This window comes from Pseudomonas fluorescens group sp., assembly GCF_020093335.1.
Classification (GTDB): Bacteria; Pseudomonadota; Gammaproteobacteria; order Pseudomonadales; family Pseudomonadaceae; genus Aquipseudomonas; species Aquipseudomonas petroselini.
The window spans coordinates 79,821-94,263 of sequence record NZ_JAIOKW010000010.1 but is presented as its reverse complement, the minus strand read 5'-3'; the positions used below and the strand labels follow the sequence as shown (position 1 = coordinate 94,263).

At 59.1% G+C, this 14,443-nt stretch carries 12 protein-coding genes and 1 tRNA gene; 7 read left to right on the top strand and 6 right to left on the bottom strand.

All coding sequences use genetic code 11. The features are described from left to right. Positions 1-11: 11 nt before the first annotated feature. The 4 genes from K7431_RS13685 to K7431_RS13670 form a co-directional block, all read right to left on the bottom strand. Positions 12-317, bottom strand: coding sequence for a hypothetical protein (locus K7431_RS13685; RefSeq protein ID WP_043204628.1), 306 nt, complete (start codon positions 315-317; stop codon positions 12-14). Continuing rightward, on the bottom strand, positions 314-631 hold the full coding sequence (locus tag K7431_RS13680) for a helix-turn-helix transcriptional regulator (RefSeq protein WP_080567155.1): 318 nt from the start codon (positions 629-631) through the stop codon (positions 314-316). Before K7431_RS13680 ends, K7431_RS13685 begins: the two co-directional genes overlap by 4 nt. A 555-nt stretch (positions 632-1,186) precedes the next feature. Next, positions 1,187-2,422: a tyrosine-type recombinase/integrase gene (locus K7431_RS13675; protein ID WP_012721617.1), complete on the bottom strand. Its 1,236-nt coding sequence runs from the start codon at positions 2,420-2,422 to the stop codon at positions 1,187-1,189. 167 nt (positions 2,423-2,589) lie between these two features. Then, a tRNA-Arg gene (locus tag K7431_RS13670) sits at positions 2,590-2,666 on the bottom strand. Positions 2,667-3,036: 370 nt separating this feature from the next. On the opposite strand from K7431_RS13670, the gene gabD reads away from it, so the two are divergent. The 3 genes from gabD to K7431_RS13655 all read left to right on the top strand — a co-directional run bounded on the left by gabD (position 3,037) and on the right by K7431_RS13655 (position 7,290). Then, complete coding sequence (gene gabD / locus K7431_RS13665) at positions 3,037-4,479, top strand: NADP-dependent succinate-semialdehyde dehydrogenase (RefSeq protein ID WP_012721618.1); 1,443 nt, start codon at positions 3,037-3,039, stop codon at positions 4,477-4,479. A 185-nt stretch (positions 4,480-4,664) separates the two neighbouring features. Beyond that, entirely contained in the window at positions 4,665-5,942 is a 1,278-nt protein-coding gene (gene gabT / locus K7431_RS13660; protein ID WP_012721619.1) for a 4-aminobutyrate--2-oxoglutarate transaminase, read from the top strand. 139 nt (positions 5,943-6,081) lie between these two features. Continuing rightward, complete coding sequence (locus K7431_RS13655) at positions 6,082-7,290, top strand: HDOD domain-containing protein (protein WP_012721620.1); 1,209 nt, start codon at positions 6,082-6,084, stop codon at positions 7,288-7,290. A gap of 62 nt (positions 7,291-7,352) precedes the next feature. Here the strand turns inward: K7431_RS13655 and K7431_RS13650 are convergent, their stop codons facing one another. Beyond that, positions 7,353-8,354, bottom strand: coding sequence for a sensor domain-containing diguanylate cyclase (locus K7431_RS13650; RefSeq protein WP_043204629.1), 1,002 nt, complete (start codon positions 8,352-8,354; stop codon positions 7,353-7,355). A gap of 188 nt (positions 8,355-8,542) precedes the next feature. Next, a complete protein-coding gene (gene desA / locus K7431_RS13645) occupies positions 8,543-9,727 on the bottom strand; it encodes a delta-9 fatty acid desaturase DesA (protein ID WP_012721622.1) in 1,185 nt (394 codons plus the stop codon). 166 nt (positions 9,728-9,893) lie between these two features. Between desA and dibA the strand changes: the two genes are divergently transcribed. The 4 genes from dibA (at position 9,894) to cysT (ending at position 14,435) form a co-directional block, all read left to right on the top strand. Then, a complete protein-coding gene (gene dibA / locus K7431_RS13640) occupies positions 9,894-11,804 on the top strand; it encodes a phosphodiesterase DibA (RefSeq protein ID WP_043204630.1) in 1,911 nt (636 codons plus the stop codon). A gap of 301 nt (positions 11,805-12,105) precedes the next feature. Continuing rightward, positions 12,106-12,288, top strand: coding sequence for a sulfur starvation response protein OscA (gene oscA, locus K7431_RS13635; protein WP_003170956.1), 183 nt, complete (start codon positions 12,106-12,108; stop codon positions 12,286-12,288). Between the two features lie 74 nt (positions 12,289-12,362). Continuing rightward, positions 12,363-13,373: a sulfate ABC transporter substrate-binding protein gene (locus K7431_RS13630; protein ID WP_012721624.1), complete on the top strand. Its 1,011-nt coding sequence runs from the start codon at positions 12,363-12,365 to the stop codon at positions 13,371-13,373. Positions 13,374-13,616: 243 nt separating this feature from the next. After that, a complete protein-coding gene (cysT, locus tag K7431_RS13625; RefSeq protein WP_012721625.1) occupies positions 13,617-14,435 on the top strand; it encodes a sulfate ABC transporter permease subunit CysT in 819 nt (272 codons plus the stop codon). Positions 14,436-14,443 lie beyond the last annotated feature (8 nt).

Genomic DNA, 14,443 nt, shown 5'->3' with positions numbered 1-14,443 from the left:
GCGTTTTCGTTTCAGGCATGGATGTCCCAGCGCAGGGAGACAAAGGGCAACAGGTCGCCTTCGAGGCACGCGCGCGCATCCTCATAGGCATCGATTTGTTGGCCTTCGTCGACGATGATTGCTTGAGGGGCTTGGCAGGGAACTGACAATGCGCACCAGATGCCATCTCTCCATCGCATCACCATCACGTCCCGGTTCAGGCGTTTTTGCTCTGTGCGGTAACGTTCAAAACGCTGCATGCCGCGTGATGAGAATCCGACTGTTCTGAGTACAGAAAAGGGCTGCAAAATGGCGTTGTTAGCGGCTCGTTTTTTCATGCCGCCACCCTGTCGCGATCCGCAATGCGCGCACGCGTCCAATCTAAAACTTCAGCCAGTACCCATGCGACGGGAGCGCTACGGGCGTTACTAGCGCTGAGTTTTACTGGAAGTGGGAAACCGCTATCCGCTTGCTGCATTAGTTTGTAAATCGTTGGGCGCGCTAGCCCAACTATGGCCATTACTTCCGGCATGCGGATCAGAACTGCTGAAGGATCTGCGGCAAAATGACTGGTTCGCTTGGCGTTCAGATCGCTTGTTTCGTAAAAGCGGATTTGGGTGGGATTTGCGGACTTGCAGTTATGATCATTCATGGATAACCCCTGGTCATGGATACAGGGGTATCTATCTATACATTTATCTAGATGAAGAAAACTACTTTTCCTCTAGATCGGTCAATGTGTGGTCAATATGGGGGCAACGCAGGGTGAACGCGCCGGTTTAGTAATTGCGCAGCTAGCACTGGTCGATCAGGTGGCAGGCGTCAGCGACCTGTCCACGGCAGAGATCATAAAGCGGTTGCGCTGAGAGAGATTTGAGCAGGCCGCTACTTAGCGCCGAATGCAATACGGTTTAGCGATCAGTCATTGCCAAGTGTCTCAGGCGCTGTGTAAACGAAAGTCCCACGCCCTGCGCTTGAAGGGCGGAGCCAGCGAAGATCGCCTGGTAGGCTCGGGCGAAAAACGCCTGCCCGCAGCACCTGAGCGCTGACTTTTGCGTTACACGTTGGGTTAGCGTTACATTGGATGTGCGCTATGTCGCTCAACTGTGTAACGGGCGTGAAAGCCAATGAATCCGGGCACTTGGCGAGTGGCGTTACACGAGTAACACCCGTTACACCGGTTTTGGAGGGGGCTGGGTATGTGCTCTCATACTGCCTTTCCAAATTGGCCCTGCACCACATTTCCACTCACTAGGGCATCAAGGTGATCGGCGTACCACTGCATCATCACTCTACGCTGAGGCAGGTACACCGCTTTGTTATAGACCCCGGCAATACCCTCCTTTGCATGAGAGAGCTGGGCCTCAATGTGATTCTCATCGAAACCCTGCTCATTGAGTATGGTACTCGCGATGTGACGAAAGCCGTGGCCTGTTTGCCGACCGGCATATCCCAGTCTGCGGAGCGCCATTAGAAAGACAGTGTTACTACGGGGGATTGTCCTGTCTTTCCTGCCTGGAAATAGGAGAGGGTACGCACCTGTAAGTGTTCGTAACTCGGTGAGCGCTTCGATCGCCTGTCGAGAGAGGGGCACGACATGTTCGCGACGACGTTTCATTCGCTCGGCTGGGATCGTCCATAGCTTTTTGGAGAGATCGATTTCTGACCAGCGTGCTTCTCGGATCTCGCTCGGGCGCGATGCTAATAAGGAAAGCAAGCGAAGCCCTATACGAACGTCCTTTGCGTGAGGGTAGGAGTTGATCGCTCGAAGTAGCGCAGGCAGTTCTTCAATCGAAACGTGTGCATAGTTTTCAGCGCTACGTGATTGCAGGAATTTGCTGAGACCTTCAAGGGGGTTGTGGACGGCTCGTCCTGTTACGCGGGCCAGGTCATAGATCTCTTTGCAAAAGGCACGAACTCGGCCCATTTGTTCAATGATCCCCTTCTGCTCCATGCCACGTAGAAACTCCATCCATTCCAGGGGCAATATTTCTGTGTACACGCGCTTGCCGAAGACAGGGAACACGTGAAGCTCCAGTGCTCCCAGTACTCGTCGGGACGTACCTGCTTCCCAGCTTGTGCGTCTGGCTTCAAACCACTCACGGCCTAACGCCTCAAAAGTGTTGTTGGCAGCAACCTGGTCGGCAACCTTGCGAGCTTGCTTGCTCACCAATGGATTTTTGCCGGTCGATGCGTCTTCCCGCAGTTGAGCTGCTTTCTGTCTCGCCAATGAGCCACTGATATCGGGGTAGCCGCCGAGGCCCAGCCACGACCATTTCCCGTCTGGCTTTTTGTAGCGCAGCTCCCAGGATTTTTGCCCATTAGGTTTCACCCGGAAGTACAGACCATTCCCGTCCTGCTCACGATACGTAGCGTTTTCCGGCTCCAGGCCTGCAAGGGTGGTGTCTGCTAAGGGGCGGCGTTTGATTTCAGTGCGCTTCACTTCCTGTATGCCTCCAGTTATAGGAATCTCAAAGCATACACGTGGGCATACACGGCGGGAAGTTATAGGGGTAGACAGGGATGGATAGGCAGAAACAAGAAAGCCCGCACGGGGCGGGCTTCTTGGGGCGTTTCGTAGACTGTCTCAGACAGCCCGAGACTGCTATATGGTGCACCCGGCGGGATTCGAACCCACGACCCCTGCCTTCGGAGGGCAGTACTCTATCCAGCTGAGCTACGGATGCTTGTGCGGGCGACATCATACCCATGTCGACCTTGGGCGTCCATGCTGGTCTTTGAGCCTTCAAGCGTAGGAATCTGCCGCATAAGGCCCTAAGTCGGGAGGCGCCGATCATTGCAGTGAAACCTGGCAGAAATACGCTGATCAGAAAAATCGGATAAATGCGCCGTTTTCGTTCTTTTTTTCGAACAGACTATTGCCCTGTACCCCCATTGATCCTAGGATTCGTTTGAGATTTCAAACGCTCTGTCTCCCGTGCGCTCTTTCACTTCTTCCGCGCGCAGAGGCTGATTTCCCTGACGGCAGCCCACAAGGCGCCTTTCAACAACTCTAATTCGCTCCGCGTGCGCGCGGTGCTGTTAAGGAAAGCCGACATGCAGCTCAAAGATTCCCAGTTGTTCCGCCAACAAGCCTTTATCGATGGCGCTTGGGTCGATGCGGACAATGGTCAGACCATCAAGGTCAACAACCCTGCCACCGGTGAGATTCTCGGCACCGTGCCGAAGATGGGTGCCGCCGAAACCCGCCGTGCCATCGAAGCTGCCGATAAGGCCCTGCCGGCCTGGCGGGCACTGACCGCCAAGGAGCGCGCCAATAAGCTGCGCCGTTGGTTTGAGCTGCTGATCGAAAACCAGGAAGACCTCGGTCGCCTGATGACTCTCGAGCAAGGCAAACCGCTGGCCGAAGCCAAGGGCGAGATCGTCTATGCCGCGTCCTTCATCGAGTGGTTCGCCGAAGAAGCTAAGCGCATCTACGGTGACGTGATTCCTGGCCACCAGCCGGACAAGCGCCTGATCGTGATCAAGCAGCCGATCGGTGTGACCGCTGCGATCACCCCGTGGAACTTCCCAGCCGCGATGATCACCCGTAAAGCCGGCCCGGCGCTGGCCGCCGGGTGCACCATGGTGATCAAGCCGGCTTCTCAAACCCCGTTCTCAGCCCTGGCCTTGGTTGAGCTGGCACACCGTGCTGGCATCCCGAAAGGTGTGCTGAGTGTGGTGACCGGCAGCGCCGGCGACATCGGTGGCGAGCTGACCAGCAACCCGATCGTGCGCAAATTGTCCTTCACGGGCTCGACCGAAATCGGTCGCCAGCTCATGGCCGAATGCGCCAAGGACATCAAGAAAGTCTCCCTGGAACTGGGCGGCAACGCGCCGTTCATCGTGTTCGACGACGCCGATCTGGATAAGGCCGTCGAAGGCGCGATCATCTCCAAGTACCGTAATAACGGCCAGACCTGCGTCTGTGCCAACCGCCTGTACATCCAGGATTCGGTGTACGACGCGTTCGCGGAAAAACTCAAAGTGGCGGTGGCCAAGTTGAAGATCGGCAACGGTCTGGAAGAAGGCACCACCACGGGCCCGCTGATCGACGAAAAAGCTGTGGCCAAGGTCCAGGAACACATCGCCGATGCCCTGAGCAAAGGCGCCAAGCTGTTGGCCGGTGGCAAGGTGATGGAAGGCAACTTCTTCGAGCCGACTATCCTGGTCGACGTGCCGAAAAACGCCGCCGTCGCGAAGGAAGAAACCTTCGGCCCACTGGCGCCGCTGTTCCGTTTCAAAGATGAAGCTGAAGTGATCGCGATGTCCAACGACACCGAGTTCGGCCTGGCTTCCTACTTCTATGCCCGCGACCTGGGCCGTGTGTTCCGTGTGGCTGAAGCCTTGGAATACGGCATGGTCGGCGTCAACACCGGGTTGATCTCCAACGAAGTCGCGCCGTTCGGCGGTATCAAGGCCTCGGGCCTGGGCCGTGAAGGTTCCAAGTACGGGATCGAGGATTACCTGGAAATCAAATACCTCTGCCTGGGCATCTAAACCGCCCGGCAAGGCATTGCCGTAAACGCAGAGGGCACGAGAGCGCTGACCCTTTGCGTGTTTCACACCGTTATTCGTAGTGGCCGGGAAAGCTGTGGCAGTCGATCATCGCATGCTGCCGTAGTTGCCTCCCCGCCACGTATTCCTTGGACCACGCCACCCGATGAGTGGCGAATGAGGACTTTATGAGCAAGACCAACGCATCCCTGATGAAACGCCGCGAAGCCGCTGTACCCCGTGGTGTTGGCCAGATTCACCCGATCTTCGCTGAATCCGCGAAGAACGCCACCGTGACCGACGTTGAAGGTCGCGAGTTCATCGACTTCGCCGGCGGTATCGCCGTGCTGAACACCGGCCACGTGCACCCGAAAATCATTGCCGCCGTGACCGAGCAACTGAACAAGCTGACCCACACCTGCTTCCAGGTACTGGCCTATGAGCCTTACGTGGAATTGTGCGAAAAAATCAACGCCAAGGTCCCAGGTGATTTCGCCAAGAAAACCCTGCTGGTCACCACCGGTTCCGAAGCCGTCGAAAACGCCGTGAAAATCGCCCGTGCCGCTACTGGCCGTGCCGGCGTGATCGCCTTCACCGGTGCCTACCACGGCCGCACCATGATGACACTGGGCCTTACCGGCAAAGTCGTGCCGTACTCGGCTGGCATGGGTCTGATGCCGGGTGGCGTATTCCGCGCGCTGTTCCCGAACGAATTGCACGGTGTCAGCGACGATGACGCCATCGCCAGCATCGAACGCATCTTCAAAAACGATGCCGAGCCGCGTGATATCGCTGCCATCATCATCGAGCCGGTACAGGGCGAAGGCGGCTTCTACGTCGCGCCAAAATCCTTCATGAAGCGCCTGCGCGAGCTGTGCGACAAGCACGGCATCCTGCTGATCGCTGACGAAGTGCAAACCGGTGCCGGCCGTACCGGTACGTTCTTCGCCATGGAACAGATGGGCGTTGCCGCCGACCTGACCACCTTCGCCAAATCCATCGCCGGTGGCTTCCCGCTGGCCGGTGTGTGCGGCAAAGCCGAATACATGGACGCCATTGCACCCGGCGGCCTCGGCGGAACCTATGCCGGTAGCCCGATTGCTTGCGCCGCTGCGCTGGCGGTGATGGAAGTATTCGAAGAAGAGCACCTGCTGGACCGCTGCAAAGCTGTCGGTGAGCGCCTGGTGACTGGCCTTAAAGCTATCCAGGCTAAATACCCGGTGATCGGCGAAGTACGTGCATTGGGCGCGATGATCGCGGTCGAACTGTTTGAAGATGGCGACAGCCACAAGCCGAACGCCGCTGCTGTTGCCTCCGTGGTGGCCAAGGCGCGTGACAAGGGTCTGATCCTGCTGTCCTGCGGCACCTACGGCAACGTGTTGCGCGTACTGGTCCCGCTGACCTCGCCGGACGAGCAGTTGGACAAGGGCCTGGCGATCATCGAAGAATGCTTCTCCGAGCTGTAAGCGGAGGCTGAGCTGATCGACACAAAAAACCCGCTTCGGCGGGTTTTTTTATGCCGATCACTGCACATTCAGGCCTTGTTCGTTGTACGTAGGCGCCTGCATTGTCTAAGGTTCCAGCATTGCCGACGGAGCGTGCAGGATGATTGCTGTTGATTTACCCGCTGTACCGCGCGTACTAATTGCCGAAGCAGACCCCTGGTCGCGGGACCTGCTCAAGCAAGTGCTGTTGAATGTGCGCTGCGATGCGCGGCTGGATGTGTGTGCCGACGGGCAACAAGCGGCCACGCTGTTGCGCGAAAAGCCCTACGACCTGATCCTGGCGGATTGGGAGCTGCCGGGCATCGATGGGCTGAGCCTGTTGCGCAACGTGCGCCAGAAACGCCGCTCACCCGCGCTGCCGTTCATTCTGCTGAGCAGTCGCAACGACAGCGCCAGCGTACGCGAAGCCTTGCCTTTGGCGCCCACGGCGTATTTGACCAAACCCCTGAACATGGAAGGCCTGACGCAGCGTCTGCAAGACCTGCTGCTGAATGAAGGCGAAACGGTGTACTGCGAGATTCCGCCGCTGGCGCCCGGCATGACTTTGCCGGTATTCCTCGAGCGTCGCCGCGAGGCGTCCGATGGTGCGCCGTTGCGGGTCGACGTGAGAGCCGCGGTGCAACGCAGCCTCGGGCCGGATGGCCTGGACCTTAAGCAACTCGAAGACCGGGTGCGTATGGACCCACAAATTACCGCCGTGCTGATCGCCGCCGCCAACAGCGCCGGCCATCACGGCACGCCCGTGCAAACCCTGCCCGCAGCCCTGCACACGCTGGCGTCCGGGCACAGCATGAACCTGATCCTCGGCCTGGCGCTCAAGCACAACGTGGTGTTGGGGGATCCGGCCCTGGTCGCCTATGCCGAGCGTCACTGGCAGTTGTCCCAGGACACCGCCGACTATGCCCGGCGTCTGGCACACCTGTTGGCGCTGGACCATGAGCGCTGCTACAGCGCCGGTATCCTCCATCGGCTGGGTGACTTGGCGCTGTTGCGCTGCCTGGAAGACTGGCGCCAGGGCGGTGGTGCATTGGATGACGAAGCGATTGGCGAGTCGCTGCACACGTTTGGCGCTGCCTACGGTTCGGCACTGCGCGCACGTTGGCGTTTGCCGCTTGAGCTGCGTCAGTTGATCGCGGCGATTTATTCGTTGGAGGGTGGGGTCTATGCCCGGGATGCGCTGGTGATGAACCTGGCGGCGCAGATGGCGCGTTTGACCGAGCACGAAGGGCTGGAAGCACTGGCTGCGGGCAAGACAGCGCGACTGCTCAAGGTGGGCTTGCCGGAGCTGACCCGAGTACGCAAATCCTAAAAGGCGCTGCGGTCGAAATGTGGGAGGGGGCAAGCCCCCTCCCACATTTGATCAGTCGACCACTAGCCGGCGATGACGCGGTTTTTGCCGAGGCGCTTGGCCTCGTACATGGCCGCATCGGCGCGGGCGAACAGGCTGTCCAGGGTCGAGTCTGCCTCGCTGAGGTTGGCCAGGCCCTGGCTGATGGTCACGCTGAAGGCCTGGCCTTCATAGCTGAAACTCAGCGCCTGAATCTCTTTGCCCAGTCGTTCAGCGACCTGCAGCGCCATCTCCGGTGCGCAGCCGGGGAGGACAGCGGCGAACTCTTCGCCACCAATGCGCCCGAACAGGTCGCCACGGCGCAGTACCCCGCGACCGCTCTCGGCGATACGCCGCAACACCTGATCGCCTTCCAGGTGACCGTAGGTGTCGTTGACGTCCTTGAAGTCATCGATGTCCAGTAGAAGGAAGGCCAGTGGTGCACCTTGGGCACAGGCAGTGTCGAAGGCTTGGTTGGCGCATTCGAAGAAGTGTCGGCGGTTGCTGCTCTGGGTCAGCACGTCGGTGGTGGCGAGACGGTGCAGTTCCAGCTCAAGTTGTTTCTTTTCGGTGATGTCTTCGGCCATGCCGACCACGATCACCGGTTCGCCGGGCTCAACCTGTTGATTGATATAACACTTGTCGCTCAGCCAGCGGATCTGCCCGTTGGCCGTGATGATGCGGTACTCCCGGTCTTCAACCGCGCCCTGCTCCAGCACGCGGGCCAGGCTGTGTTCGGCGTAGTCGAGGTCCTCGGGGTGAATGCTGTTGCGCCACTCCCGATGGTCGGCCAGCAGCAGGCTGGCGGAGCGACCGAACACCCGCTCGTAAGCCGGGCTCACGTACAGCACGCGACGGGTTTCCCAATCGATGGCCCACAGCACGGCATTCACGCTGACCAGCATCGAGCTCAGCAGCTGCTCACGCTCGCTCAATCGCTCGACTTCACCCTGGGCATGCACCAGCGCCAGCAGGGTCGCCGCCGCAGCTGGGCGGGGATGCTCAGCTGTGGGCGCGTCGACTAAGGAGGACTTTTCGTGAACCATCGGCACAACTCTCTCTGGGCGCGCCGCAAACTGGAGCAGCGGTCACTACAAGGGGCCACCATGATGGCGAAGTGTTCATTGAGAGAGGCGAATTGCAGTGAAGTTCCGTCAATAGGATCGATTGACGGTGTCCGAGAAATGGCGCCAAAAAGCTGATGGGCGGGAGGGAAGGCCCTCCCGCCTTGTTGTCATATGGATGCAGGGCGCAGCGAATAGGTCTTCAATTGGTGGGCAAAATCCCGCAGGGACTGGATGCCGCTGGCCTCGGCCTCGTGTACCCATTCCTTGATGGCGGCGAGCATATCGTGGCCATTGGAGCTGGTCTTGAGCCAGATCTGTTGCAGCGCCAGGCGCTTTTCATAGATCACTTTAAGGGCCTGGCTATGCTCCAGCATGCTCTGGATACGCAGGTGGTGGCGGTCGTCCAGCAAGCTGGTTTCCCGCGACAATAGGCGCTTGGCGCGGTGGAATTGGTGACGAACGGAGTGATCGACCTTTTCCAGTTCCTGTTTGACCAACGGTCCGATTACCAACTTGCGGTACTGAGCCATGATCTGGAAGCGGTTGTTGAGAATCGCCATGGCGGTGTCCATGTCCAGGTGGCCTTTGCCTTCCACGCGATGGGCGATGGGCGCAACGCGCTGCACCTTGGCCAGGCGCAGGAAGCTGAACACCTTGATCCACGCCCAACCCAGGTCGAACTCCCATTTCTTCACCGACAGCTTGGCGGAGTTGGGGTAGGTGTGGTGGTTGTTATGCAGCTCTTCGCCCCCGACGATGATGCCCCACGGCACCAGGTTGGTCGCCGCATCACGGCATTCGAAGTTGCGATAGCCCACGGCATGGCCCAGGCCATTGATCACACCGGCGGCCCAGAACGGGATCCACATCATCTGGATCGCCCAGATCGTGATGCCGATGGTGCCGAACAACAGCAGGTCTATCACGCCCATGATCGCCACGCCCAGTAGCGGGTAGGGGGTGTAGAGCTTGCGTTCGATCCAGTCATCCGGGCAGTTCTTGCCGTAGATACGCAGGGTCTCCGGGTTTTCGGCCTCGGCGCGGTACAGCTCGGCACCTGTGCGCAGCACGGTGGACAGGCCCTTGATGACCGGGCTGTGCGGGTCGTCGACGGTTTCGCACTTGGCGTGGTGCTTGCGGTGGATGGCCGTCCACTCGCGGGTGTTCTGCGCCGTGGTCAGCCACAGCCAGAAGCGGAAGAAGTGTTTCAGGCCTGCATTGAGCTCCAAGGAGCGATGGGCTGAATAGCGGTGCAGATAGACCGTGACCGCAATGATGGTCACGTGGGTCATCAACAGAGTGACTGCCACCAATTGCCAGGCTGACAAGTCAAGAAAACCGTTGTACCACATAGGCTGTATGGCCCTCAGATAAAGAAAAAAACAGCTCACGCATTATCACTAAGCCTACAGAGAAAACCAGCCGCCCTTTCAGATAGGAGTGACTGGATGTTTCTTATTCTATAATCCGCAGCCTTTGTGGGGCGATTATGTTTTTTTGGTAAGGATTACTGACCATATGCTGTTTTCATACCGAGGTGCCCGGTGGGCGGGGCTGGTATATCTGCTGGTTTCGATGACGTGGATAAGCCTGACTGAGCGGTTATTGATCGAGTTTCTCGATAACCCGAGTGCGTTGAACCACTGGCTGCAGGTGCGCGGCTATGTGTGGGTGGCACTCAGTGCCTTGGTGATTTACTTGATCTGCGCCCGGTTTGCCCGTGCCAACCAGCAGCAACCCCTGAAGGAAAACCGTGAACGCCTGCGCCAGGCCGCTGCCGTGTTCGATTGCACCCGCGAAGGCGTGTTGGTCACTGACGCTCAGGGGCTGATCGTGCACGTCAATCGGGCCTTCATGGAAATCACCGGTTACAGCCGTGAAGACGTCATGGGTCGCCAGCCCAGCCTGTTCAAATCCGGTCGCCATTCGTCGAATTTCTACCAGCAGATGTTCCAGAGCCTGGAGCGCTGCGGCGAATGGAGCGGTGAAATCTGGAACCGACGCAAAAGCGGAGAGATTTATCCACAGTGGCAAACCATCCGTGTAATCCACGATGACCTGGGCCAGGTCAGCCACTACGTGGCGGTGTTTTCCGATATCAGCGCGATCAAGGATTCCGAACACGAGTTGGCCCACCTCGCTCACCATGATCCGCTGACCGACCTGCCCAATCGCCTGCTGTTTACCGATCGCGCCCAGCAGGCGCTGGCGTCGGCGCAAGTCCACAAGCGCGGCTGCGCCCTGCTGTTGCTCGATCTGGACCACTTCAAGATCATCAACGACAGCCTGGGCCATAACGTCGGCGACCAGTTGCTCAAGCTGGTGGGTGAACGGCTCAAGGCACTGTTCGGCCCCGGCGTGACGCTGGCGCGCCTGGGTGGGGATGAGTTCGCCGTGCTGGCGGAAAGTTGTCCACAGGTGGCGCAAGCGGCCAGCTTGGCGCAACGCATGCTGGAGGCGATGAAACAACCGTTCCTCTTCGACGGCCATCAGCTGTTTATCAGCGCCAGTATTGGCATCAGCCTGTTCCCCAATGACGCGTTGAGCGCTGAACAACTGCTGCGCAACGCCGATTCCGCGCTGTTCAAGGCCAAGAGCACCGGCCGTGAGGGCTATGCGCTGTACACCGAAGAACTCACCGCCCACGCGCAAAACCGCGTGGAAATCGCCAGTGAGCTGCGCCGTGCCCTTGAGCAGAAAGAGCTGCGCGTCTACTACCAGCCGGTACACGACCTCAATGGTAGCCGCCTGATCGGCGTCGAAGCGCTGGTGCGCTGGCAGCACCCGGCGCGTGGCCTGGTGCCGCCTGGGGAATTTATCCCGATTGCCGAGCGCACCGGGCTGATTGCCGATATCGATGCCTGGGTGATGGACCAGGCCTGCCGGCAGATGTGCGATTGGTTGGCGCAGGGGGCGCCGTTGAGTTTTATCGCGATCAACGTGTCCAGCCGCCTGTTTGCCCGGCGCGAGCTGTATGAACAGGTTGCCCAAGTGCTGCACGACACCGGCCTGGACCCGGCTTTCCTCGAGCTGGAAGTCACCGAAAGCGCCGTGATGGACGACCCTGAAGTGGCCTTGGAGCAACTGCACCGCTTGCGCGAGCTGGGCTTGCGCCTGGCCATCGATGATTTTGGTACCGGTTATTCGTCGCTGTTGCGCCTCAAGCGCCTGCCGGTGCAGAAGCTCAAGATCGACCAGGGCTTCGTCGCCGGCTTGCCGTGGGATGAGGATGACGCGGCGATCGTGCGCGTGGTGATCGCCCTGGCGAAAAGCATGGGCATGCAGGTGCATGCCGAGGGGATCGAGCAGGAGGAACAGGCGCGCTTCCTGCTCGACCAGCAGTGCGACATGGGGCAGGGGTATTGGTTTGGGAAACCGATGCCGGCGCAGGAAATCGATTGGTCACGGGCCCCCGTAATCAGGCCTTGAAATGCAGTCAAAATGTGGGAGGGGGCTTGCCCCCGATAGCGGTGTATCAGGTTAGAAATTCTTGACTGACCTACCGCCATCGGGGGCAAGCCCCCTCCCACATTTGAATCTGCTCAAGACTTTATTTTTGCGTTCTGGCACAGAACCCGCGCGCAACCCCGCGTCCCATCAGAAAATTCTTTCTGGTTATATAAACATTCTTAAATAGTATTTTTAAGAATATCCGCGCTTATCTACTATCGCCCTCACGCCGCAAGCAGTGCCGCCACTGCGAGGCACTATTCATTTCAGGAGCGAGACCATGAGCGCATCTCTACGTAGCGTCGACGGCCAGGACGAAGCAGCCATTTTGCGTGAGATCCAGAGCGCCCTGCGCGATCTGCGGTTTGGCGCGGTGGAAATCACGGTGCACAACGCCCAAGTGGTTCAGATTGAACGCAAAGAAAAATTCCGTTTGCAGAATCCGGGTAACAAACCGAGCTAAGCAAGAACGGCGATTCGCATGCTAGACCCGCAACTATAAGAAAAAGCAAACACCCCAGAATTTCAGGAGCTTCTATGTCGTCGATTCGCCGTTATGCCCTGGCCGCCCTGGCCAGCGCCGTGTTTGCAGGTTCCGCGGTTGCCAAGGACTACGAGTTGCTCAACGTCTCGTACGACCCTACCCGTGAGCTGTACCAGGACTACAACGCTGAGTTCACCAGCTTCTGGAAACAGTCTCACCCGGGCGACAACGTCAAGATCCAGCAATCCCACGGCGGTTCGGGCAAACAAGGCCGTGCCGTGATCGACGGCCTGCGCGCCGACGTGGTCACCCTGGCCCTGGCCGGTGACATCGACGAAATCGCCAAGCTGGGCAAGACCCTGCCGGAAAACTGGCAGACCCGCCTGCCGGATGCGAGCACCCCGTACACCTCGACCATCGTGTTCCTGGTGCGCAAGGGCAACCCTAAAGGCATCAAGGATTGGGGCGACCTGATCAAGAAAGACGTGTCGGTGATTACCCCGAACCCGAAAACCTCCGGTGGCGCCCGCTGGAACTTCCTCGCCGCCTGGGCTTATGGCCTGAAAACCGGTGGCAGCGAAGCCAAGGCCCAGGAATACGTGAAAGAGCTGTTCAAGCATGTTCCTGTGCTGGACACCGGTGCTCGCGGTTCGACCATCACCTTCGTCAACAACGGTCAGGGTGACGTGTTGCTGGCTTGGGAGAACGAAGCGTTCCTGGCCCTGAAAGAGGACGGCGGCGCCGACAAGTTCGATATCGTCGTGCCTTCCCTGTCGATCCTCGCCGAGCCTCCGGTGGCCGTGGTCGACAAGAACGCCGAGAAAAAAGGCAACACCGAGATCGCCACCGAATACCTGAAACACCTGTACAGCCCGGCTGGCCAGGAGATTGCGGCGAAGAACTTCTACCGCCCACGCGATGCAAAAGTGGCCGCCAAATACGCCCAGCAGTTCCCGAAACTGGACCTGGTGACTATCGACAAAGACTTCGGCGGCTGGAAAACTGCCCAACCGAAATTCTTTAACGACGGTGGCGTGTTCGACCAGATCTACACCGCGCAGTAAACCAAAGTACCTGTAGGAGCCCACTTTCTGTGGAGAGGCCCTTACTGTGGCGAGGGAGCTTGCTCCCGCTGGGCAGCGAAGCAGCCCCAAAATCAGACAACCGAGTTGCACCAGGTGCAACGCGGATACCGGTTTGGGAGCGCTTCGCGCTCCAGCGGGAGCAAGCTCCCTCGCCACAGTAAGTTAGCTCTACATTTACGGCGCGCTCCTACAGTGGTATCTATCCGCTAACCAAGGACTCTTATGTCGCGTCGTATCTCCCCCGTCATACCCGGCTTCGGGCTGACGCTGGGCTACACCGTGGTGTACCTCAGCCTGATCGTACTCATCCCCCTCGCGGCGATGTTTGTACACGCCGCTCAACTTACCTGGGATCAGTTCTGGAACATCATCTCCGCACCGCGCGTGCTGGCGGCGTTGCAACTGAGCTTCAGCACGGCGCTGTACGCTGCGTTGATCAACGGCGTGATCGGCACACTGCTGGCCTGGGTGCTGGTGCGCTACACCTTCCCCGGTCGCAAGATCATCGATGCGATGATCGACCTGCCCTTCGCCCTGCCCACCGCCGTCGCCGGTATCGCCCTGACGGCGCTGTACACGCCTAACGGCCTGGTCGGCCAGTTCGCCGCGGACCTGGGCTTCAAGATCGCCTACACGCCGCTGGGCATCACCCTGGCGCTGACCTTCGTCACCCTACCGTTCGTGGTGCGCACGGTGCAGCCGGTGTTGGCCGATATTCCCCGGGAAGTCGAAGAAGCCGCCGCCTGCCTGGGTGCCAAGCCGTTGCAGGTGTTCCGCTACATCCTGGTGCCTGCGTTGCTGCCAGCTTGGTTGACCGGTTTCGCCCTGGCGTTTGCCCGTGGCGTCGGTGAGTACGGTTCGGTGATCTTCATCGCCGGAAACATGCCGATGAAAACCGAGATCCTGCCGTTGCTGATCATGGTCAAACTCGACCAATACGACTACCGCGGCGCCACCTCCATCGGCGTGCTGATGTTGGTGGTTTCCTTTGTCCTGCTGCTGCTGATCAACTTGTTGCAGCGGCGCATCGAACGTCCATAAGGAGGCGC

Excerpts from the sequence above, each read along its gene's own strand:
- gabT (WP_012721619.1), top strand. The coding sequence starts at position 4,665 with ATGAGCAAGACCAACGCATCCCTGATGAAACGCCGCGAAGCCGCTGTA.
- gabD (WP_012721618.1), top strand. The coding sequence starts at position 3,037 with ATGCAGCTCAAAGATTCCCAGTTGTTCCGCCAACAAGCCTTTATCGAT.
- K7431_RS13680 (WP_080567155.1), bottom strand. The coding sequence starts at position 631 with ATGAATGATCATAACTGCAAGTCCGCAAATCCCACCCAAATCCGCTTT.
- K7431_RS13650 (WP_043204629.1), bottom strand. The coding sequence starts at position 8,354 with ATGGTTCACGAAAAGTCCTCCTTAGTCGACGCGCCCACAGCTGAGCAT.
- cysT (WP_012721625.1), top strand. The coding sequence starts at position 13,617 with ATGTCGCGTCGTATCTCCCCCGTCATACCCGGCTTCGGGCTGACGCTG.
- dibA (WP_043204630.1), top strand. The coding sequence starts at position 9,894 with ATGCTGTTTTCATACCGAGGTGCCCGGTGGGCGGGGCTGGTATATCTG.
- desA (WP_012721622.1), bottom strand. The coding sequence starts at position 9,727 with ATGTGGTACAACGGTTTTCTTGACTTGTCAGCCTGGCAATTGGTGGCA.
- K7431_RS13630 (WP_012721624.1), top strand. The coding sequence starts at position 12,363 with ATGTCGTCGATTCGCCGTTATGCCCTGGCCGCCCTGGCCAGCGCCGTG.
- K7431_RS13655 (WP_012721620.1), top strand. The coding sequence starts at position 6,082 with ATGATTGCTGTTGATTTACCCGCTGTACCGCGCGTACTAATTGCCGAA.
- K7431_RS13685 (WP_043204628.1), bottom strand. The coding sequence starts at position 317 with ATGAAAAAACGAGCCGCTAACAACGCCATTTTGCAGCCCTTTTCTGTA.
- oscA (WP_003170956.1), top strand. The coding sequence starts at position 12,106 with ATGAGCGCATCTCTACGTAGCGTCGACGGCCAGGACGAAGCAGCCATT.